Annotated in this window: 18 protein-coding genes and 1 tRNA gene; 8 read left to right on the forward strand and 11 right to left on the reverse strand. The window is 52.9% G+C overall.

What is annotated here, in order from left to right:
• Window positions 1-60 precede the first annotated feature (60 nt).
• Window positions 61-1,878 carry an ATP-binding protein gene (locus CGZ75_RS13895; protein WP_089524902.1) on the reverse strand — a complete coding sequence of 606 codons (1,818 nt, stop codon included), beginning with the start codon at window positions 1,876-1,878 and terminating at the stop codon, window positions 61-63.
• Between the two features lie 284 nt (window positions 1,879-2,162).
• Here CGZ75_RS13895 and CGZ75_RS13900 point away from each other — a divergent pair, with 284 nt between their 5' ends.
• Complete coding sequence (locus tag CGZ75_RS13900; RefSeq protein WP_245850930.1) at window positions 2,163-2,825, forward strand: NUDIX hydrolase; 663 nt, start codon at window positions 2,163-2,165, stop codon at window positions 2,823-2,825.
• 133 nt (window positions 2,826-2,958) lie between these two features.
• Here the strand turns inward: CGZ75_RS13900 and CGZ75_RS26190 are convergent, their stop codons facing one another.
• A complete protein-coding gene (locus CGZ75_RS26190) occupies window positions 2,959-3,900 on the reverse strand; it encodes a polyadenylate binding domain-containing protein (RefSeq protein WP_089524904.1) in 942 nt (313 codons plus the stop codon).
• A 176-nt stretch (window positions 3,901-4,076) separates the two neighbouring features.
• Window positions 4,077-4,580, reverse strand: coding sequence for a metallophosphoesterase family protein (locus CGZ75_RS13910; RefSeq protein ID WP_089524905.1), 504 nt, complete (start codon window positions 4,578-4,580; stop codon window positions 4,077-4,079).
• 603 nt (window positions 4,581-5,183) lie between these two features.
• On the opposite strand from CGZ75_RS13910, the gene CGZ75_RS13915 reads away from it, so the two are divergent.
• Window positions 5,184-5,444, forward strand: coding sequence for a YkgJ family cysteine cluster protein (locus CGZ75_RS13915; RefSeq protein ID WP_089524906.1), 261 nt, complete (start codon window positions 5,184-5,186; stop codon window positions 5,442-5,444).
• A gap of 349 nt (window positions 5,445-5,793) precedes the next feature.
• Here CGZ75_RS13915 and CGZ75_RS13920 read toward each other — a convergent pair.
• Window positions 5,794-5,869: transfer RNA gene (locus CGZ75_RS13920), tRNA-Thr, on the reverse strand.
• 275 nt (window positions 5,870-6,144) lie between these two features.
• Here CGZ75_RS13920 and CGZ75_RS13925 point away from each other — a divergent pair.
• Entirely contained in the window at window positions 6,145-6,579 is a 435-nt protein-coding gene (locus CGZ75_RS13925) for a universal stress protein (RefSeq protein WP_089524907.1), read from the forward strand.
• 184 nt (window positions 6,580-6,763) lie between these two features.
• On the opposite strand, the gene CGZ75_RS25305 is transcribed toward CGZ75_RS13925, so the two are convergent.
• Window positions 6,764-6,958, reverse strand: a complete 195-nt coding sequence (locus CGZ75_RS25305) for a hypothetical protein (protein ID WP_176444837.1) — start codon at window positions 6,956-6,958, stop codon at window positions 6,764-6,766.
• Window positions 6,959-7,525: 567 nt separating this feature from the next.
• Window positions 7,526-8,929 (reverse strand): ATP-binding protein, encoded by a 1,404-nt coding sequence (locus CGZ75_RS13930; RefSeq protein WP_089524908.1) that lies wholly within the window; start codon window positions 8,927-8,929, stop codon window positions 7,526-7,528.
• Window positions 8,930-9,210: 281 nt separating this feature from the next.
• Here CGZ75_RS13930 and CGZ75_RS13935 point away from each other — a divergent pair, with 281 nt between their 5' ends.
• A complete protein-coding gene (locus CGZ75_RS13935) occupies window positions 9,211-9,429 on the forward strand; it encodes a hypothetical protein (protein WP_089524909.1) in 219 nt (72 codons plus the stop codon).
• 122 nt (window positions 9,430-9,551) lie between these two features.
• Here the strand turns inward: CGZ75_RS13935 and mgrA are convergent, their stop codons facing one another.
• The gene (mgrA, locus tag CGZ75_RS13940) at window positions 9,552-10,550 is read right to left on the reverse strand and encodes an L-glyceraldehyde 3-phosphate reductase (RefSeq protein WP_089524910.1); all 999 of its coding nucleotides are present in this window, start codon (window positions 10,548-10,550) and stop codon (window positions 9,552-9,554) included.
• A 161-nt stretch (window positions 10,551-10,711) separates the two neighbouring features.
• Window positions 10,712-12,169 carry an HD-GYP domain-containing protein gene (locus CGZ75_RS13945; protein ID WP_089524911.1) on the reverse strand — a complete coding sequence of 486 codons (1,458 nt, stop codon included), beginning with the start codon at window positions 12,167-12,169 and terminating at the stop codon, window positions 10,712-10,714.
• Window positions 12,170-12,345: 176 nt separating this feature from the next.
• Between CGZ75_RS13945 and CGZ75_RS13950 the strand changes: the two genes are divergently transcribed.
• The gene (locus CGZ75_RS13950) at window positions 12,346-13,233 is read left to right on the forward strand and encodes an aldose epimerase family protein (RefSeq protein WP_089524912.1); all 888 of its coding nucleotides are present in this window, start codon (window positions 12,346-12,348) and stop codon (window positions 13,231-13,233) included.
• 69 nt (window positions 13,234-13,302) lie between these two features.
• Here CGZ75_RS13950 and CGZ75_RS13955 read toward each other — a convergent pair whose 3' ends face one another.
• Complete coding sequence (locus CGZ75_RS13955; RefSeq protein WP_089524913.1) at window positions 13,303-13,869, reverse strand: GNAT family N-acetyltransferase; 567 nt, start codon at window positions 13,867-13,869, stop codon at window positions 13,303-13,305.
• Between the two features lie 167 nt (window positions 13,870-14,036).
• Here CGZ75_RS13955 and CGZ75_RS13960 point away from each other — a divergent pair, with 167 nt between their 5' ends.
• Window positions 14,037-14,909 carry an SDR family oxidoreductase gene (locus CGZ75_RS13960; protein WP_089524914.1) on the forward strand — a complete coding sequence of 291 codons (873 nt, stop codon included), beginning with the start codon at window positions 14,037-14,039 and terminating at the stop codon, window positions 14,907-14,909.
• A 149-nt stretch (window positions 14,910-15,058) separates the two neighbouring features.
• Here the strand turns inward: CGZ75_RS13960 and CGZ75_RS13965 are convergent, their stop codons facing one another.
• Window positions 15,059-15,967, reverse strand: a complete 909-nt coding sequence (locus CGZ75_RS13965; RefSeq protein WP_089524915.1) for an NAD(P)/FAD-dependent oxidoreductase — start codon at window positions 15,965-15,967, stop codon at window positions 15,059-15,061.
• A 159-nt stretch (window positions 15,968-16,126) separates the two neighbouring features.
• Window positions 16,127-17,080 carry a M15 family metallopeptidase gene (locus CGZ75_RS13970; protein WP_245850858.1) on the reverse strand — a complete coding sequence of 318 codons (954 nt, stop codon included), beginning with the start codon at window positions 17,078-17,080 and terminating at the stop codon, window positions 16,127-16,129.
• Between the two features lie 306 nt (window positions 17,081-17,386).
• Here CGZ75_RS13970 and CGZ75_RS13975 point away from each other — a divergent pair, with 306 nt between their 5' ends.
• Both CGZ75_RS13975 and CGZ75_RS13980 read left to right on the forward strand, forming a co-directional pair.
• Entirely contained in the window at window positions 17,387-18,232 is an 846-nt protein-coding gene (locus CGZ75_RS13975; protein ID WP_089524916.1) for an alpha/beta hydrolase family protein, read from the forward strand.
• A 145-nt stretch (window positions 18,233-18,377) separates the two neighbouring features.
• A complete protein-coding gene (locus tag CGZ75_RS13980) occupies window positions 18,378-19,664 on the forward strand; it encodes a peptidylprolyl isomerase (protein WP_089524917.1) in 1,287 nt (428 codons plus the stop codon).
• Window positions 19,665-19,738 lie beyond the last annotated feature (74 nt).

The following is a 19,738-nucleotide window of genomic DNA, read 5'->3' on the forward strand; positions in this document are numbered from 1 at the left end:
TTACCCCGACCGTCCCCACTCTATACCTTTTGCAGGACCAGCCATGTTCAAGGGCCGTGCTCAGCCGATCGACGCATTCTCTCCAGACGCTCCCTTGAAGTCGCTTCTAGCGCTATGATTACGATAAGGAAGCTGGATTTCGAAAGTTGTTCCCGTTCCGAGCTTGCTTTCCACCCGAATTCGGCCCTTGTGATTGTCCACAATTTTATAGGATACCATAAGTCCGAGTCCAGTGCCCTTGTCTTTGGTCGTATAGAAGGGCTGACCTATCTTGGCCAGCTGTTCCTCCTCGATGCCCGGCCCCATATCCGTTACGGAGATCAGCACTTCTTCCCCCTCGCGGCGCAGAACAATCTCGATCTCGCCGCCATCCTGCATGACCTCAATGCCATTTTTCAGTACATTAATGAACACTTGCTTGATCTGCGAATCCACTCCATAGATCCAAAGCGGCTCCTCTCCGTAGTCCACCTTGACCACAATGCCGTAAAGCGCCGCCTGCGACTCCAGCAACAGTACCGTATCCAGCATCATGCAACGTGCGTCGGCAATATCCATCTCGTACACCTGAGGCTTTGAAAGCATCAACAACTCGCTGACGATCGTTTCGACCCGGTTGAGCTCGGACTTCATAATGTCATAATAACCGGAAGCCGATGTTCGGCCGCTCGCAATCAGTTGAAGGAAGCCTTTGAGCGAGGTCAGCGGGTTGCGGATCTCATGGGCGATGCCAGCAGCAAGCTGGCCTGCTACGTACAGTTTCTCGGAATTGATGAGCAGTTCCTCATTCTTTTTGCGCTCACTAATGTCCCGGATGATGACGACGACAGACTTGCCGGCAAAGGTCGATTCGGAAAGAATCAGCTCCGTGTTGATCAGCTTCCCCGTTCGCGTCACCCAGTCCAGCTCAATCGCAGGCCCGTCCTCACAACCGGTTTTTTTAATCGATTTATAGGCTTGATGACGCTGGAGGTGAAGATTCAATCTCTCCTTGTGGTCTGGGTGAAGGAATTCAAAGATGGAGCGGCCGACCATATGGGATTCTTCCGTAATCTCGAACATTCGCAGACCCGAACGATTGACGAACTCCCAGGAGGTACCGCTGATGACGGCGATCATGTCGATGGAGTTTTCCACGAGCAGGCGGTAGCGTTCATTGATCAGGCCATATCGGCGGTCGGCAATCCACGTGACGATACTGAAGGAGATAATGATAATGATGGCCGAACCCATTAGCAGCCCCATCAACAGCATGTAATCGTCAAGCCGGTAATCTTCCATGCTCAGCGATGAATAAAATTGAGTACCAGCAATCATCAATAGATGCATCGCCAGAGCTCCTACCGCGATCAGCAGACAGCTTAGCAGTCTGAAGCGATCTGCATGTTTTTGGTAAAGGAAAAAGGCCGCGAATGAAGGTCCAAGAAAACAAAGGAACGCGGAGCCGGCATAAAACGGATCGAGCTGAAGATGATTAGCCGAATGGCTAAGCATGCATAAGAAATGAAGCATAACAGCCCCGCTAGTCAGCAGCAATGCAGCCGACAGCTGCCGAATCATAGAAGGATTCTCCCGCCTTCCGATCAGTAGCGTTAAGGCAAAATAAGTAGATCCTCCCGATAGAAACAGCGGGACGATCATTTGGGTGCCGGTTACAATAACGGCAACATCATGATAAGCAAGCATGCTCACGGAATGCATGGACCAAGCGCCTACCGCAAATACCGTTGAAGCTCCCATCAACCAATAAACCCGGTGCGACCGGGACTTTTTAAAACGAGCGATCATGCTGAACATCACATAGGAGGCGAGCGCAGCGATAATAAGCGCAAGCACAAGATATAAGGCATGGTCAATGGTTCGAAATGGGATCATCATGAGGCCTCCGAATCTCTCTTGCTGTGGTGGCTATTCCCCGTACCCTTTACGGGCTTTCCACAAATTCGACGGCAGGAAGAAAAATCCTTTGAGTTACTTTTCATTAAAATGAATTTTTATGCATCGTGGAGCATGCTGCCTAGAGTTGATTGCTGATAGACGGCAAGCGCCATGGAACGCCATCCAAGCTTTGTCGCAGACTCCGCACAGCCTAAGGTACAATGGAGACGGTAGGTGTTGAACAAGCATCGTTTCATATCGGAGGCGAAAATAACCTAGTGGAGATGTTCGATGTATACGACGAGAATTGGCAACCGGCAGGCATCGCATCCCGAGAGGATACTCACCGGCTAGGGCTGCGGCATCGTGCTTTTCATTGCTGGCTCATAAACTGCAGCTCCGGTCAGCCAAACGTCCGGTTCCAAAAACGCCAAATAGGCAAGGATACTTATCCCGACTACCTGGATATTACTGCCGCTGGCCATCTGACTGCAGGTGAAGAGGTCTATGACGCCATGCGCGAGATTGAGGAGGAGCTAGGCATCTCTGCTATTTTCGATGAGCTTATCCCTCTAGGGTGGCATGAGAAAAGAGCAACTGGCATTGCCGGCGGTAAGCCGTTTATCGATCATGAGCGGAGCGATGTATTCGCCTTACACTGCGATCTTCCTCTGCTCCAGCATCGACTTCAGCGGGAAGAAGTTTCGGGAATTTATGAAGCTCCTCTGGAGGACCTGATCCGGCTGTTCGAAGACAAAGTGGACATCATTGAAGCGAGCGGAGCCGAATGGGGGAACGATGCTTCTGGTTTCAAGGCAAGCGGGACAATCGCTGGAACTACTACAGGGCTTGTACCCGTTCGGCTCAAAATACAGGCCAAAGACTTCATCCCCAGAGAGCAGGACTATTACGCCGAGTTATTTCGTCGACTGCTTGAGCTCGCTTAGGCGAGCTATCAGTCGGAGCTATGCGCCGGCTGACAAATACAAAGCGACTCATCCGTCTCCAGCTTCATAGGAGACGGATGAGCCGCTTTGTCGGCGGGCTGCGGCGGGCGAAGCTCCTCCGCCTGCGCAGCTGCTATTTGCGTCGCCTGCTGCTGGCGACGAAGCTAGGCTTTGCGGCAGCGCTGCGGCGCTTGCCGCCGCTAGCCTTGCGCGCGGTGCCCGGTGCAGCCTTGCGCACAGCGCCTGGCGGGCTTTTGCGGGAGGCCGAGCTATACACCACCTCGCTCTCCGGAGTCGGCGGCGTAAATCCTTTGACCTTGTTGACGGGGCCAGCTTTCGGCCCCCTGGTCCTACCTCCCATGCCAGGCATTCCTGGCATCCCCTGCTGCATGCCTGGCATAAACCCTGGTCCCGGCATCCCTTGCTGCATACCTGGCATAAAACCCGGCCCCGGCATTCCCTGCTGCATGCCTGGCATAAACCCTGGCCCCGGCATCCCCTGCTGCATGCCTGGCATAAACCCTGGTCCCGGCATTCCTTGCTGCATCCCAGACATCATCCCCGGGAAGCCTGGAGGAGCCGACTGGAATCCTTGTTGAGGCGGCATCCCTCCGCCCATGGCTCTTTCCCAGTTGGAATACCAGTTGTCGATCATGCCATGAATGTTGTAAAAATAAGTCGAGCGCGGCGCCAAGTCCAAATCCTGAAGGATCGGCTCATTAAATAAGACCGATCCGACATCATGGATGCAAGCATGCAGACGCTCCAAGTAGCGACCCATCTCATCCGAAGTCGCAAAGGACTGAGGCTGAAAGCGAAGCCTCATTTCGGCATTTCTATCGTAACAAGGGCTCATTCGAATGCCCTGCGGCACCTCGGTCCACGGCTGAACCAGTCTCATGTCATAACCCTGCGACTGATACCAGCTCAAAACCTTGCGGATGTACTGGCGGTGAAAGCTCAAAAAACGGTCTCCCCAGCCGATGGGGGGAGGGTTATTATTGGTCACATGATTGACATGATGCCATCTTTGATGCTCTTCAAGCAGATCACTCGGAAAATTAGGGATAATCATAGGATGGCCTCCCAAAGGAATCCTTCTGGCATACTGACATTTGTCATAGGATATGCCGGATCGTAGAGGCATGTGCCTGAAAGGAGCCTTTCAAGCGAGAGGAGCATAAGAGGAGAATGTGATGCTGATAAATGAGAACTTTAGGCTGCTTCTAACCGAACAACAATAATCCCGCATTAACCTCGATCATCATAATAAAAATGCTCCGCTAGGAGCTTGCCGCCCGTAAGCTCCAGAATTCCGTAGGAATACCGGGGCTGCCGCCGCTTCTGCAAGGGCGAACCTGGATTGAACAGCAATGAAGTCCCATGCTGCTTCCGATAAGGCGTATGGGAATGGCCAAACAGGATTAAGTTCACCTCTTCCCCTTCAAAGCTGGATAACGCCTTCTGCTCCGTCCATCGGCCCCAGCCTATGTCGCCATGTACAATACCGATCCTGTAACCGCCAAGCTCCAGCAGTTTGCGCCGACCAAAACGGCGAACCATGTCAGCCCCGTCATTGTTGCCGGCAACACCATCTATCGGTGCGATGGCCTCTAGCAGCTCCACCGCTCGGGGCTGCGTCCAATCTCCTGCATGGAGGATCAGCTCAACTCCCTGCAGTCCCCTGACTAGTTCATCTGGCAATTTAATCGCCGAGCCATTCAAATGCGTATCCGATACGAGCCCGATCCTCATCCCCCTACTCCCCTTCCGTCTCCGTCAGCACCAAAAAGCCTCAAGCATCTTGATCCAAGCTTATCATAACGTACTTATCCGTGATACGTTTTGAGCAAGCGGGACCAATTCGTATGAGGCCGCAAGCTTTGTTACAATAGAGAAACGGCCTGCTGACCCGCAAGTCTACCATAGACCCACGTAGTGACATTTAAAAACCACAAAAAGGCGGTCTGGTTTCCCAAATGACCCGCCTTATAGCTGTATAGGTTTTAGAGGAGCAAACTTGCCTCAATATTGAATTCACTTCAGTTGCGTGAGCAGCCAGGCTACGCAAGCGGCCCAGAATGGCAGTGCAAGCATCAGGCCGTTGAGCACTCCGGTCCATAAATGGCCCTCTCTCCGGATCATGCGCATCTCCCCCTCAGTTATAGCTTCATACGCTCCAGTATGCCCGCTGAGATGTCGGCTAGACACTCCGACGAAGCTTTAGATAGATGACAATACCCGATGAAGCGCTTCCACAAACGTTTAAAGCTAGTCACGCTGCTTGCTGGTGTGGTTTCTTGTTGCACGACTAAAGCTGCCTTATATGGATTAAACTATGCAAAGGAGGAAAAGAATATGATCTGCCGAAATGGATGCGCCGCCTGCTGCATCTCCGCCTCCATCTCCACGCCGATTCCGGGCATGCCCCAGGGCAAGCCTGCTGGTCAGCCTTGCGTTCAGTTGCTGCCGGACCTGCGCTGCGCGATCTTCGGTCAGCCCGAGCGTCCACTCGTTTGCGGCATGCTCCAAGCCGAACCGGAAATGTGCGGAGACAGCCGCGAAGATGCGATGGACTATTTAACTCGGTTGGAGCTGGCTACAAGTCCTGGCAAGTAATACGACTTCGCCGCCCTCGGGGCGGTGTGCGTATACGCAGGAAATACGAGAAGGCATAGGTTATACATTCTAGTATGGCAAGTAATACGACTTCGCCGCCCTCGGGGCGGTGTGCGTATACGCAGGAAATACGAGAAGGCATAGGTTATACATTCTAGTATGGCAAGTAATACGACTTCGCCGCCCTCGGGGCGGTGTGCGTATACGCAGGAAATACGAGAAGGCATAGGTTATACATTCTAGTATGAAGAGTAATACACCTTTACCGGAAAATAAAAAAAACGCCGCTCCCGGTACAGGCCGAAAGCAACGTTTTTGCGAAGGGAATGAAACCTGGTAAAGTAATAAATGGTGCTGATGAAGGGATTCGAACCCCCGACCTACGCATTACGAATGCGTTGCTCTACCAGCTGAGCTACATCAGCAAATCCTTATACCAGCGCGCTTTTGAGCTTGTCCGAAGGACAATGTCAGCGGCGACTTTTATAAGGATACGCATTTTCGCGAATATTGTCAAGCGATTGTCGAATCGAACATAACGCAAAAAGTGTGACAGATTTATATCCTGGTTTGCTTGCTTGAAGGAAGGGTAAATAGAGCTAACAGCATCGCTTGCATCGGCTTTCGGAGACTCCCAAAAAGGGAGGCTGTTCGAATAGCCTCACACAACGTAGCAGCAATAGATTGGAGGCGGAATTAAATGCCCTATTCAAAAATTCTTGTCGGTTATGACGGCTCAGAGCAATCTGTCAGAGCACTACGTTCAGCCATGGAGCTAGCCTCTACTTTCAAGTCAATGCTTGAGGTTGTCCATGTATACAATGCCACTCAGGTATTTATAGGAGAAACGATTGCCGCTTCGCCACCAATTGGTACGGAATCACTGAGGCTTGAAGCGGAAACCGTCGCAGCTGAGGCTCGCACAATCATCGCTTCGGTTACGGATACTCCGATTGAAGTTATGATTGCAGAAGGTGATCCAGGCAATAAGATTGTCGACCTGGCCAAAGAACGCGGAGCAGATCTCGTGGTCGTAGGCAGTCATGGTAGGGGCGGCTTCAAGGAATTGTTCACCGGAAGCGTTAGCCGTCATGTCACTCAGCATGTCCATTCCCCTGTCCTCGTGGTAAAGTAAGTCGACTAGCTGGAGCCATTGTATGACCAGGCTAAAAAGAAGTGGGGCCGTCCCAAGAGTCATCGTTAGCTGACTCTTGGGACGGCCCCGTCTTTTTGTGAAAGTTCCTATCGCTTCGCTTCAACATTCGGGAAGCTCGGAGCAGCCAGCTTGTCCATGCACATCCTAATGAAACTGAGAGAGCTTATTCCCTTAAGCCCCCTAATTGAACTGGAGAGTACCCTGAGAAATCAGGTACACCCTGGGCCGCTTTCTGCCCAAGCAAGTAACTTCGACTACTTGCTTTGCTTGGCGGGGTCGTTTTCTGCCCAAGCAAGTAACTTCGACTACTTGCTTTGCTTGGTGGGGCTTTTGCCCCTAGCGCCGGAAGAAGGTTCATTACCCCAGAAATCTGGCGCGTTACCGCAGCATTGTGGGGACTACTACACCGGTTCTGGTTGCGAAGCCAAACACGTCTGGGATACGGTGCGCTCAGCACTACATCGACGTCTCACGCTTGGACAACAAACACCTGTTATTTGAACGCACGATGGACCCTCCGTTTGTGAGAAAGGCGTTTGGGGAGCTAGCGGAGGAGCTTACCTTTGTGCATGAACGAATCCCTCCGAAAATGCCCAACTTGAATGCCTGTATCGAGTCGTTCCATGCTGGTTATTGAGTAAGAAACGCTTTGCTACGTTTGAAGAAGCGTTTCATGCCGTGGATTCTTTCATGAATTTCTACAACCACCGTAACATACACCACAGCTTAAGCAAGCGATCCCCAGCCGAGTTCATGCAATGGATTGCAGCTGAAATAAGGCTTCTGAGTTTCGTTACGCATGTGGGGGAACGTAGCGTTAAGTGCAGTAAAGTTTTCCATTGAGAGAATGGAGATATCGTACTGGTGTTTAGTTGGTGGGCGCAGGCGCGAGAGGTCGAGTTAGTTGGTTGGATTTTTATCTAAATTACTCCAACTCCGCCGCCACGGGCATAATCAGTGTAAACACGCTGCCCTCTCCCTTGCAGCTTTCCAGCTCCAACCGCCCGCCCAGCAGCTGTGCAAGCTGCGAGCTGATCGACAGGCCGAGGCCTGTCCCACCGTATTTGCGCGTTACGGCCCCGTCTTCCTGCTGGAAAGCCTCAAAGATCAGATTGTGTTTCTCTTTCTCGATTCCAATCCCTGTATCGCTAACAGCAAAGCGAACCCACTCTTTCCCGTCGCTTTCCTTCTCTTTTTGTACCTGTAGCCTTATCCCGCCTTGCTCTGTGAACTTAAACGCATTCATGAGCAGATTGCGCAAAATTTGCTGTACTCGCATGGAGTCCGTCTGCATCAAGGAAGGCGCGTCCGGCTCCATCTCCACAACAAAGTTGATTTCGTTGCGATCCGCCAGAGGCTGGAATTGCAACTGCAGCGAGTGGATTAGCTCTAACGTAGAGACCAGCTCTATGTGGATATTCATTTTGCCCGCCTCGACCTTGGACAGGTCCAAAATATCATCGATAATATGCAGTAACTCCTTGCCGGACGCTCCGATCATCGCCGCATGGCGCAGATCCTCCTCGCTGCTTCGCTTGTCTTCATTCTCTTCGATAAGCTGAGACAGCAGCAATATACTGTTAAGGGGCGTTTTCAGCTCATGCGACATATTGGCCAAAAATTCAGATTTATAACGGGAAGACAGCACCAGCCTCCGAGCCTGCTCCTCCAACTCGCGCTTCGTTTCTCGCAGCTCCTTTGTTTGCCGCCGTAAAATATGGTTCATACCCTTGAGCTCACGCATCCGATCCTGATCTTTGCTAAAATCCCGCACCATATAGACAAAAAAACAGCTCAGTAACAGCGTCAATGGAAAGGTTTGAGGGACAATTACGTTCCAATAGGCTCCAGCAGGCAGAAGATCGGATAAATAAATGAGAAAGGTGTGTAGGCTCGTTATTAAAACGATGGCTACAATTCCTTTTTGCGTAAAGCTCCATCCGCAGCGTTTGTACCAGGCAGTGAGCAATGCAGCTGCGATGGCTAAAATAATCATATTTTCGAGACCCGCCAACGAAGCCTGGCTAATACCGAACAATAGTCTGCCACAGCCGATGCCCGCACCAATGACGGCGACTGTCCAAGGTGAGCGGAATAAAAGCACGGCCAGGATAAGAGGTACGATGCGAAGGTCGAACCGAATTTCCTGGGGCATCTCAAGGGCGAACAGCATACTCAAGAAGCCGGACACGATAAAGATACAGGCGGCTAAAGCCTGCTGCGCCCAAGGACGAATGCGATGGAAGAGCATCTTGTACCCCAGATTGAATAAATACGCTATCGTAATCAGTAGGCTAATGTTCAGGAAAAAAATTTTAGAAAAAGCCACTCGTGGCCTCCTATGAAACCTTTTTTACCGCTATTCTACATGATTTTTCGCTATTCTACACCTGCTGTCTCAAGCTAGGTCAGCTTGTTCAGACTTTTGAATTACCCTTCCCTCGATCTCTATCTCTATTTTCATGCGTTTATTGTCGAATAATTAGGTCGACAGAATCATTCACTAATGGTATAAGTTGAAAAAAGTCCCGATTCTTTCATATTCTTTTAATCCGTTTAATGTAAAATGAAGGGAAGCAACTTATTTTAATTAAGGGGGTACCTTATCAAATGATGAAGTCCATAACTTTTAAGGACCGATCTGTCCCCATCTTCTACCCCCCGGGACAAGAGGAAGCGGTTCGGCTGCTGCCGGATAAGCTGAGAGAATATGAGCTTGACTTCGATTTCCGCAAGCGCTGGAAGAGAATCACTTCGGTTCATATATCCCGCGATGTCGCGATTTTCCAATATAACGATGGAACGAAACTTTATTTGGAGGTCTGCTGACGGTCAGGATGCCTAACGGCGCGCTTTGTGATATTCCCGGTGGAAATGCGAAAAACAACAAAAGCTGTCCCCGCCCGTTTTGGCGGAGGACAGCTTTTTGCGGTTGTTCGGCGATGCCAAAACTACTCGGCTCTAGCCACGATATCATCGATAACCTGTAACTCTTTCTCGCTGAAGTCCAGGTTATCCAGGGCACGGATATTGTCCTCGATCTGCTCAACGCGACTTGCGCCAATCAGCGCCGAGGTGACGCGCCCACGGCGCAGCGTCCAGGCGAGTGCCATACTGGCCAGCGACTGACCGCGTTGCTGCGCCAGCTCGTTCAGCTCCTGGATTTTAGCCAAGCGGGCCTCGGTGATATGCTCCTTATTCAGGAACACGCTTGGGCCCCCAGCACGAGAATCGGCCGGGATGCCGCCCAGATAACGATCTGACAGCATTCCACCAGCAAGCGGGGAGAAGACGATAGAGCCGATGCCTTCCTCGTCCAGTACTTCCTGCAGGCCATCTTCGATCCAACGATTGAACATGGAGTAGGATGGCTGATGGATAAGGCATGGTGTGCCCAACTGCTTCAGAATAGACGAGGCTTCCCGCGTCCCCTCCGCGCTATAGTTGGAGAGGCCCACATACAAGGCTTTGCCGGAGCGGACCGCATGATCCAGCGCTGACATCGTTTCTTCAAGCGGTGTATCCGGGTCTGGACGATGATGATAGAAAATGTCGACATAATCGACTCCCATCCTCTTCAGACTCTGGTCCAAGCTCGAAAGAACAGACTTGCGAGAGCCCCATTCTCCGTACGGACCGGGCCACATATAGTAGCCGGCTTTGGTGGACAGAATAAGCTCATCCCGGTAAGGAGCCAGATCCTGTTTCAGGATACGTCCGAAGTTCTCTTCCGCGGAGCCGGGCGGCGGTCCGTAGTTGTTGGCGAGGTCAAAATGGGTAATGCCAAGATCGAACGCCCGGCGCACCATGGCCCGGCTATTTTCATAGCGGTCATTACCGCCGAAGTTATGCCACAACCCAAGAGAAATGGCAGGCAGCTTGAGGCCGCTGCGGCCCGTGCGGTTGTACTTCATCGTCTCATAACGTCCAGAAGCTGGTGTATAGGTCATGCTGAATTCCTCCCTTAAAAGGTTGGTCGATACATAGAAGCTGACAAATGGTAGCGTTAACATGATTACGGGGACAAGTATAACCGATAGCGGCTTCTCCGCCAATCCTGTGGCCCGCCCGTGCTACTACTACTTTGGCACAGGCGGTAGATCAATGAATTTTAACCTGGTAAAGGATGGCCCGGTCGAATCGGAAGGACTGCTTCTTCGGCCATTTTCACAAAAAAGTCAGGCTCCTCGCGTGCAAGTTGCAGCCAAGCGGCGACGCAGGCCGGATCAAAATGTCGATTCGACTGCGCGGAGATGAACTCGATCGCTGCCTGATGAGTCATCGCTTGGCGGTAGGCCCGCTGCGATGTCAGGGCATCGTAAACATCTGCCACGGCAGTAATTCTCGCCAGCAGCGGGATTTGCTCCCCTTTCATCTGATCCGGGTATCCACAGCCATCCCACCGTTCATGATGGGATCTAATGATGGACAGCTCTTCTCTCATAAAGCCGAGGTTGCGGCATAACTCGTACCCTCGAATGGGATGAAGCTCCACGATACTCCGCTCCTCTGCGGTAAGGGCGCCAGGCTTTTTCAAAATCAATTCCGGCACATAGAGCTTGCCTACATCATGGATAATAGCTCCCTGCCCGACAGCAAGCAGCTCAGCAGGAGCTAGTCCCATCCTCTCCCCTAGCTTGAGTGCATAGAGGGCGACACGATAATTATGTCCGGCTGTATAGTCATCCTTTTGTTCCGTGGCCAGAATGAGTTCTTGCACGCTCGGGGAGATGCATTTCTGCAGCCATTCCTGTGGACTTGAACGAAACAGAGCTCTGAGTGCACCGGTAAGCGATGCGCCGCTACCGGCCAGCTGCCTCATCAGCCCTCCCATAACAGTCAGGAGCGAAAACAGCAGCAAAATATGATACATCCACCAGCTAAGCTTCCACGGCTCCCCGCTAACCATGACGATCTGACCTGCGGCCAACCAGCTGCAGCCGTACATAATCGCCAGTTGAAGAGGCATGCCTGCTGTCTTGTAGTCCTTCCAATAGTTCGCGGTGGCATGGGCTAACATGGAAAGTACGAGCAAAGTCAAAATCGGTCTTACTCCCTGCAAGCCTAGCGGCCACTCGTGAAGCATGTGAGGATAGATCAGAGATAGACCCAAAAAGGTGGCTAAGCCCACCGTATAAATCGGTACCAGCCAGCGCTGCATCTCTCCCATTCGAACGGCCAGCCCTCTTGCAGACGGCAAGGAAGACACCCAGATCCACACCGAAGCGGTGAGGACGCCGAGTTGAGAGGACACACCCTGGATGCCGCTATGATTCGTAATAAAACCGGGCGTTGCCAAACCATGCAGCATAAGAAGGCCCGTCATGGAAATAAAGGCGAGGGAAAGAAAGGATATTCCCAAATTCCTCAGCCTTATGCCCGCGTAGCCCAATGCAGAGGCCAGCACTAAAGCCAAAAAAGCGACGGTGCTGACCATATAGAAGTGCATAACGGGCGATTGCAGGTACGGATTAAGCCCTTCAGTCATACGCATCGACTGAAAAAGCCCAAGCGGCAGAAGAAGGATAAGGAATAGGACCGACAAAGCTCGGGCGGCAGGACGGCGCATAGGACGGAAGTTCACCTCGGAAGCCCACACAGGGCTATTGGAGTACGGCCATACAGGACTTCTAGATGCCTATACAAATCCGGCACACTGCTTTAATATGGAAAAAGGCTTTAAAGCTAGCATACCTCATTCTGCAAACTTTTCAAGTCAAGGATGAACCCAGGAGATGATGGAAAATGTCTTCCCAATATCAAGCAAAAGTGTTCAAAGAAACCTACGGGATGGTGGAGCTGGTTGAAGCTTCAACTCGCTCCAGCGTCTTGTTATGCCCCGAACGGGGCGGTATTGCGCTTCAGTGCCGGTTGAACGGCTACGAGCTGTTTTATCTCGATGAGAGCACCTTCCTCGATCCGACGGCCAATATCCGTGGAGGAAATCCGGTCCTTTTCCCAATCAGCGGTCCAGTGGAAAATGGCGAGTACGAGTGGGAAGGCGGACGCTATCGGATGAGTCAACATGGCGTCGCACGTACCGAAGCTTGGGAGATCGTCGACACCGCGGAGAAGGATTCCGCCTCTGTCACTTTGCGGCTGCGCAGCAATGAGCGCACGCTGAAGGCGTTCCCGTTCCAGTTCGAGCTGTTGTTCACCTACACGCTGAAGGACGGACAGCTGACGATCGATCAGGAGTATCGCAATCTTGCGGACCGGGAGATGCCGATGTATCCAGGCTTCCACCCGTACTTCGCTACTTCGCACAAGAATATCGCCTACGGCACCGATGCTTCACGGATGCTGGACTATAACGACCATGCTGAAAAGCCTTTCGAGGGCAGTATCGATCTCGATAGCATGAAAGAATCCGCTGCTTTGCTAAATGCTCGCAAGCCGGAGATTTCTTTCCCGCTGGACAGCGGAATCACGGTCACCTTGGCCTATAGCGAAGCTTTCAAATACATTGTGTTATGGAGTGTGGAGGGCAAGCCATTTCTCTGCGTAGAGCCGTGGATGGCACTGGGCGGCGAACTGAATCGCCGTGAGGAGCTTGTCATCGTTCCAGCGGGCGAGATGGTCCCAGCGCAGCTATCGATCCGGGCTTCACATGAACGGCGAGTTCAAGACTAAATAGAACAGGTTATTCCTTCTAGGGGATCCGCTACGGATTTGCAGGAAGAGAATAGCCTGTTTTCTTTTTCAGCCCAGGAGCAGCGCCTTCTCAAATAGACAGAATCCATTCGGGGTTGTCCCCTTGAACTCATAACCACTAGAGCGGTAAAACTCGCCAAGCTTCGGGTTGCTGGCAATGCAGTCCAGGCGAATTGCAGCCTTCCCAGGGAAGGCTGCTCCTTCCTGAGCCCATTGCAGCATCGCCCGGCCCAGCCCCGTACCGGAATAGGAACGGCTCACGGCCAGTCGGTGAAGATACACATACGGCTCATGCCCGTCTTCTCCCCATAACTCTCGGTCCCAGCTGCCTGGCTTTTGCATGAGGATGACCATCCCTGCCGCACGTCCCCACTCCCGCCCTGGACCTCCCTCGATATCCCGGAAAAGGATCGCTTCTCCTCGCTCAGCCGCGCTCTCCAGGCCATGATTATCATCGCCCGTCAATAGGCCGCCCCACTGGGCTGAGCCTTGACTATTCAGCCAGCGGGCGATTTCGAGCAACAGCTCCATCGCTTCCTCTGTCTTGCCTGGCTCGATCCGCTCCGCTGCGAATCCATGTCCAACCCCACTATTCGAAATGATCCATTGTGCCAAAGTTCATTCCTCCTTATCGTACTGTCGCTCATGATGGCTTCCCAACGCCGCAGCCAGCTTGTCCATCCGTTCGTCCATCGAGGATGTATTTCGGTTGGAAAAAGTCCCTATGGGTAACTATATAGAACTAACAGTTTACTTTAACTATAACTCTTGGGAGGTACCCCATGTCCAGTTCCAATCAGGAAACCGTCAAAACGTTCCCACCGCAGCATCAGAACCAGCAGCCCGGAATGGAGTCGGAGATGACTCCGCTTCCCGTATATGATACGCCAGAATATAAAGGCTCAGGTAAGCTGAATGGCAAAAAGGCGCTCATCACCGGGGGTGATAGCGGCATAGGCAGAGCTGTTGCAATCGCCTTTGCCAAGGAAGGCGCCGATGTGGCCATTGTTTTTCTGAACGAGCAGAGCGACGCCGAGCAGACGAAGCAAGCTGTTGAGGCGGCAGGCCGCACCTGCCTGCTCATCCCAGGCGATGTAGGCGACGAGAAGTTCGCCGCTCAGGCTGTGCAGAGTACGGTCGACAGCTTAGGCGGACTAGATGTGCTGATCAACAATGCAGCCGAGCAGCATCCGCAGCAGAAGTTTGAGGATATTACCGCCGAACAGTTGGAAAAGACGTTCCGCACGAACATTTTCGCCATGTTCCACCTGGTAAAAGCCGCGCTTCCGCATCTGAAAAACGGCAGCTCCATTATTAACACCGCATCGATCACTGCCTATAAAGGCCACCCGCTGCTGATTGACTATTCCTCCACCAAGGGAGCGATCGTCAGCTTTACACGCGCCCTGTCTAATCATCTGGTTGAACGCGGCATCCGTGTGAACGGCGTTGCTCCCGGCCCGATCTGGACACCGTTGATCCCGTCAACGTTTGACGAGAAGCAAGTGTCGGAATTCGGCGGTGACACCCCGATGAAGCGGGCCGGCCAGCCGCATGAGCTTGCTCCGGCCTACGTTTATTTGGCAAGCAATGACTCCTCCTACATGTCGGGACAAGTACTCCATATTAACGGTGGACAGGTTGTTAATGGCTAGCTTTAACTTCTATGTGGCCTGACTGCTTGGCTTGATCTGGATAGCGTTTTGGCACCAGTCGGTGTTGTTGTAACATGCAAAATAAGCTCCGCAAGCCCCCTTCCCGGGGAAGCTGCGGAGCTTTTGATGTTTAGAGCCCGCTTCTGCCGCTACATCCCGCCAAAGTCGATCTCGGCCAAGTCGCCGCCGATGCCGAAGGCGGCCCGATTGCCGCTGGCCGCAGCCGCGACCACCTGCGACGGCGACATGCCCGAGGTATCGCCAGCCGCGTATACACCGGGGACGGTCGTGCGGCCGTAGCCGTCGACCATGACCGCGCCTACTGCGTCATGCGCGCAGCCAAGCTGCGCCCCTAGCGGCGTGCCGAGCATCGCCTCCGGCGTCACAAATCCGCCGCTCCGCGCGATGCGCGTGCCGTCCTCGAACAGGACGGCTTTGAGCTGCCCATCGCTGCCTTCCATAGCAGTGATGCGGGATCGCACAATTTTGACGCCATGCGCCTCCAGCGCCTGTTGTTGCTGTCCGCTCAATTGGCCCTGGCCATGCGTGCATACAAGCAAATCCCGCGACCAGCCGAGCAGCAGCTTCGCTTGGTGAAACAGATTATTGCTCGTGGACACTGCGACGAGCGGAGTGTCCCGCAGCTCCCATCCGTCGCAGTAAGGGCAATTAAACAAGGAGCTGCCATACAGCTCTTTCAGGCCTGGAATATCCGGCAGCTGCTCCTTCAGCCCTGCTGCCAGCAGCAGCGTTCGGGCTTCCGCTGTGCCGCCGGCTTCCGTGCGCAGCCGAAAACGGCCTGGAAAACTTTCCACCGTCATCACTCGCCCTTGGCGTAACCGGACGGTAGAATAGCCCGATGCCTCCTCCCGCGCCATGCGCCGGAATTCGTTCGGCGCTATGCCGTCTCGCGTCAGGTAACCATGCCCTGCTTTCGTCACCGCGTTACGCGGTTTATGGTCATCTATGAGCAGCACGGACCTGCGGGCGCGTCCCAGCACCAGCGCGGCGCTGAGTCCGGCAGGGCCTCCTCCTATTATGGCGCAATCTACAATCATGCGCAGTCCTCCTCAAGCTGTCTTTGTCCTCCGCTACTTACTTTATTAACGAAGGGACAGTTCTAGAAGAAGTTAGAGTCAGCATTTCCAACTAAAAAAATCCGGAGCACCCTCATCGGATGCTCCGGATTTTCTCCCTATACTTTGCGTACCTGCTGATTAATTCTTGCTGCCGGATACCGGTACAGCAGCTCCATAATGTTCTTCCAGCGTGTCGCCGCTGGTTTCCAGCTTGCGAGCCAACTCCACGCCTACGTAACGAATATGCCATGGCTCATACTTATAACCAGTAATATCCTGTTTGCCCTCTGGATAGCGGATAATATAACCGTAGTCAGCCGCGTATTTAGCGAGCCAATCCGCCTCCGGCGTGTCGCCGAAGCAGCTCTCAGCCGCGCATTTGCCATCGACGCCAGACACGTCCATCGATAGACCGGTTTGATGCTCGCTATGTCCTGGACGAGCACTGTATTTGCTTGCAGCCTCAACGCCGTCTTTTTTGACATAATTCGTGAACAGCGTCTTCTGCCGGGCTTCAGAACGATAACCCGAAACTCCAGCGAGCTTGATGTCATCCTTCTTAGCCCCAGCCACGAGCTTCTCCAGCGCTTCGGCAGCATCCTTGCGCAGCTTGCGCTTATCGACCTTTTCCGAGAAGATGAACGGAACATCCGGATAAACGAGATCGTCCGGTACATAACCTTCAGGCAAGCGGAACTGCTTGTTTACAAGCGCCGTGGCCGCCTCGGCGTTAGCTGTTACCTGCACAGCGGGCTCGCCAGTAGAGCCTCCGCCCTTTCCTCCCTGCTGGCTTCCGCCAGAGCTCGCCTGTCCTTGCCCATTTTTGACGGTACTCGGTTTCGGCGATTTAGTCGGGCTTGGCGAGGTGCCCTTGTCATGGGGCTGAGTCGTAGCAGCGGTCTGCCCGTCGTCGCTTGGAGTCGCCGAGGGCTCGATACTCGGCGCTGGCGTTGCCCACGGCTCCATGCTCGGACCTGGCGTGGCCGTCCCAGTTGACGGCGAGGGCGCATTGCCTCCTTGGGCTGAACAGGCAACTCCGGTCAGCATAAGAGCAATCAGCATTGCTGCTGCTATCTTAGGTTTGTTTCTCATGATGGCAAAGCTCCTTATTAATGAATAATAAAGTCCGAATAACAAACTGGACTCCCAGAAATCACAATGGAATGAGTTTTATATACCGATAATGGTTATACCACATAGACGAGATTTCGCGAAGAAGGTTTCACTTCCGCTTTACCCTCATCCTACCAGACCGATACGGAGCATGCGAACCTGCTCCTCAGCAAATATCATCACGTATAGATTTTAATGAATCAGTCCAACTCATGTTGAACTACCGGGCAGGGAAGTTTATGCTTAGATTTGGTAAAGCTAATGAAGGAAAGGAGCACGAGTTCCATGCAAGAACAGGCGGTTCGGACATCACCCTTTGAGCTCAGGCTCAGCGATGGGGGAATCATCCGGGGCGAAGTCCGCATTACGGACAGCGGCGCCCGCAAGCCGGCTGTGCTGATCGCGCACGGCTTCAAAGGATTCAAGGATTGGGGCTTCCTCCCTTACGCAGCTGAGCGGCTGGCCCAAGCCGGTTTCTACGTTGTAACCTTTAACTTTTCACGAAATGGGGTAAGTGAGGGGCAAGAGTTCGACGAGCTGAACAAATTCGGACTCAATACATACTCCCGGGAGCAAGCAGACCTGGAGCTCGTCGTTGCCGCACTGATCCGCAGGGAGCTGCCCCATCATGACAAAGCAGACGCGAAACGGCTGGCTATCTGCGGCCACAGCCGCGGCGGCGGCAACGCCCTTCTGTTTGCGGCCGAGCATCCACTGATCCGCGCTGCCGTATCCTGGAACGGAATTGCTGTGGCAAATCTGTTCGAAGCCGGCTTTGAGGCACAGGCCCGGCGCGACGGAGTCGCCTATGTGCCGAATGCGCGGACAGGCCAGCAAATGCCGATTCGCAAGGAATTTTTCGAGGATATCGACGCGAATGCGGAGCGTTTTGACATTCCCGCACGCCTAGCTTCGCTAAACATCCCGGTGCTGCTTATCCAAGGAGATCAGGACATCCCTAAGCTGCTGGAGGCATTTCAGACGCTGAAAGAGGCAGCTCCCGAGCAGCAGTCGCTGCTGCTTGAGGGAACAGGCCATACGTTTGGAACGGTTCATCCGTTCTCCGGGACAACGGATTCGTTGGAAGCCGCGTTGGACACAACGATCGAATTCCTACAGCAAAAGCTGTAGAGTTGTCACTTAGAACGACGGAATGCACCAGTTTTTTGCAGATTTCATGTTCCATTAAGGTAACCCCGAGACGGATTTGATATGATTCGGGGAGAAAATCACCGGGACAAGTTCCCGTTCACACACGAAGGGAGTCAACCGTTCCATGGCAGATAAGGACAAGAATCCGCTAGACCCGAACAAAGACAAACATCTCACTCCAGAGGATACTGCTACCCGTGAAGGCGCAGATTTCGCCGGAACAAGCGGCAGCGAGCACAGCGAGGAGACTCTACAAGCCGAGGAGCTGCAGGAGGAACGCCGTTCTGAGGAAGCACAGCATCAGGCCGAGCATGACGCCGAGGTGTTTACGGCAGACCCTGAGCGTGCTACGGGTACATTGCCGCAAACGCCAATCGTTCCAGTTAACGGTTCATCCGATGTCTTTGAGGATGACAACAGCGGAAATAACGGCGACAGAGCTCCCAAGCGCTCCGGTGCAACGATCGGCTGGATGGTAGCCTCGCTCGTTCTGGCCGTAGCGCTGATCGTCGCTCTCGTAAGCATTTTCTCAAGCAAGGGCGGCGAGACTGTTGCCACAGTTAACGGTGAGAAAATCACCCAAGACGAGTTGTATGAGATGCTTGCTCCGACATACGGCAAGTCCGCTCTCGACACTCTCATCACGATGAAGCTGGTCGCTCAAGAAGCCGACAACAAAAGCATCACCGTGACCAAAGAGGAAGAAGACAAAGAACTCGCCGATGTGAAGAAAAACTTCCCTTCAGATGCTGAGTTCGACGCTGCGCTTGCTCAATCCGGCATGACTCTAGAAGACTTGAAGAAACAGATGCTCATGCAAGTGCAAATGCGTAAGATGCTCGCTGATAAATTGAAAGTTACGGACGAGGACATCAAGAAATATTACGACGCGAACAAAGAAAGCTTCGCAACGCCAGAACAGATCAAGGCATCCCATATCCTCGTTGATACGAAGGAAGAAGCTGACGCTATTGTAAAAGAGCTCAATAACGGCGGCGACTTCGCTGCAATCGCGAAGGAAAAGTCTAAGGACACAGGCAGCGCGACTAACGGTGGTGATCTCGGCTACTTCGGCAAAGGTCAGATGGTACCGGAATTCGATGAAGCAGCCTTCAAATTGGAAATCGGTAAGATGAGTGCTCCAGTTAAGTCGGAATTCGGCTTCCATATCATTAAGCTCGTTGACCGCAAAGCAGCAGGAACTCCAACTTTGGAGGAAAAAAAGGCAGAGATCAAAACGACGCTTGAGAACGAGCAACTGGGCACGCTCTCCCAAACGCTCGTTACAGATCTGCGCACCAAGGCATCCATTTCCAACAAGCTGGATCCAACTCAAGATACCAAAGGCGGCGCAGAAAATGCGGCCAAAGAGAACACGCCTGCGGAAAATACAGCAACTAACACTCCATAAACGGCTTCCCTCTTGGAAGCGGGTAAGTGCATAGAACAAAGAGACCGGAAGCCCATGCTTCCGGTCTTTTTGTT

The organism is Paenibacillus herberti, assembly GCF_002233675.1.
GTDB classification, from domain to species: Bacteria; Bacillota; Bacilli; order Paenibacillales; family Paenibacillaceae; genus Paenibacillus_O; species Paenibacillus_O herberti.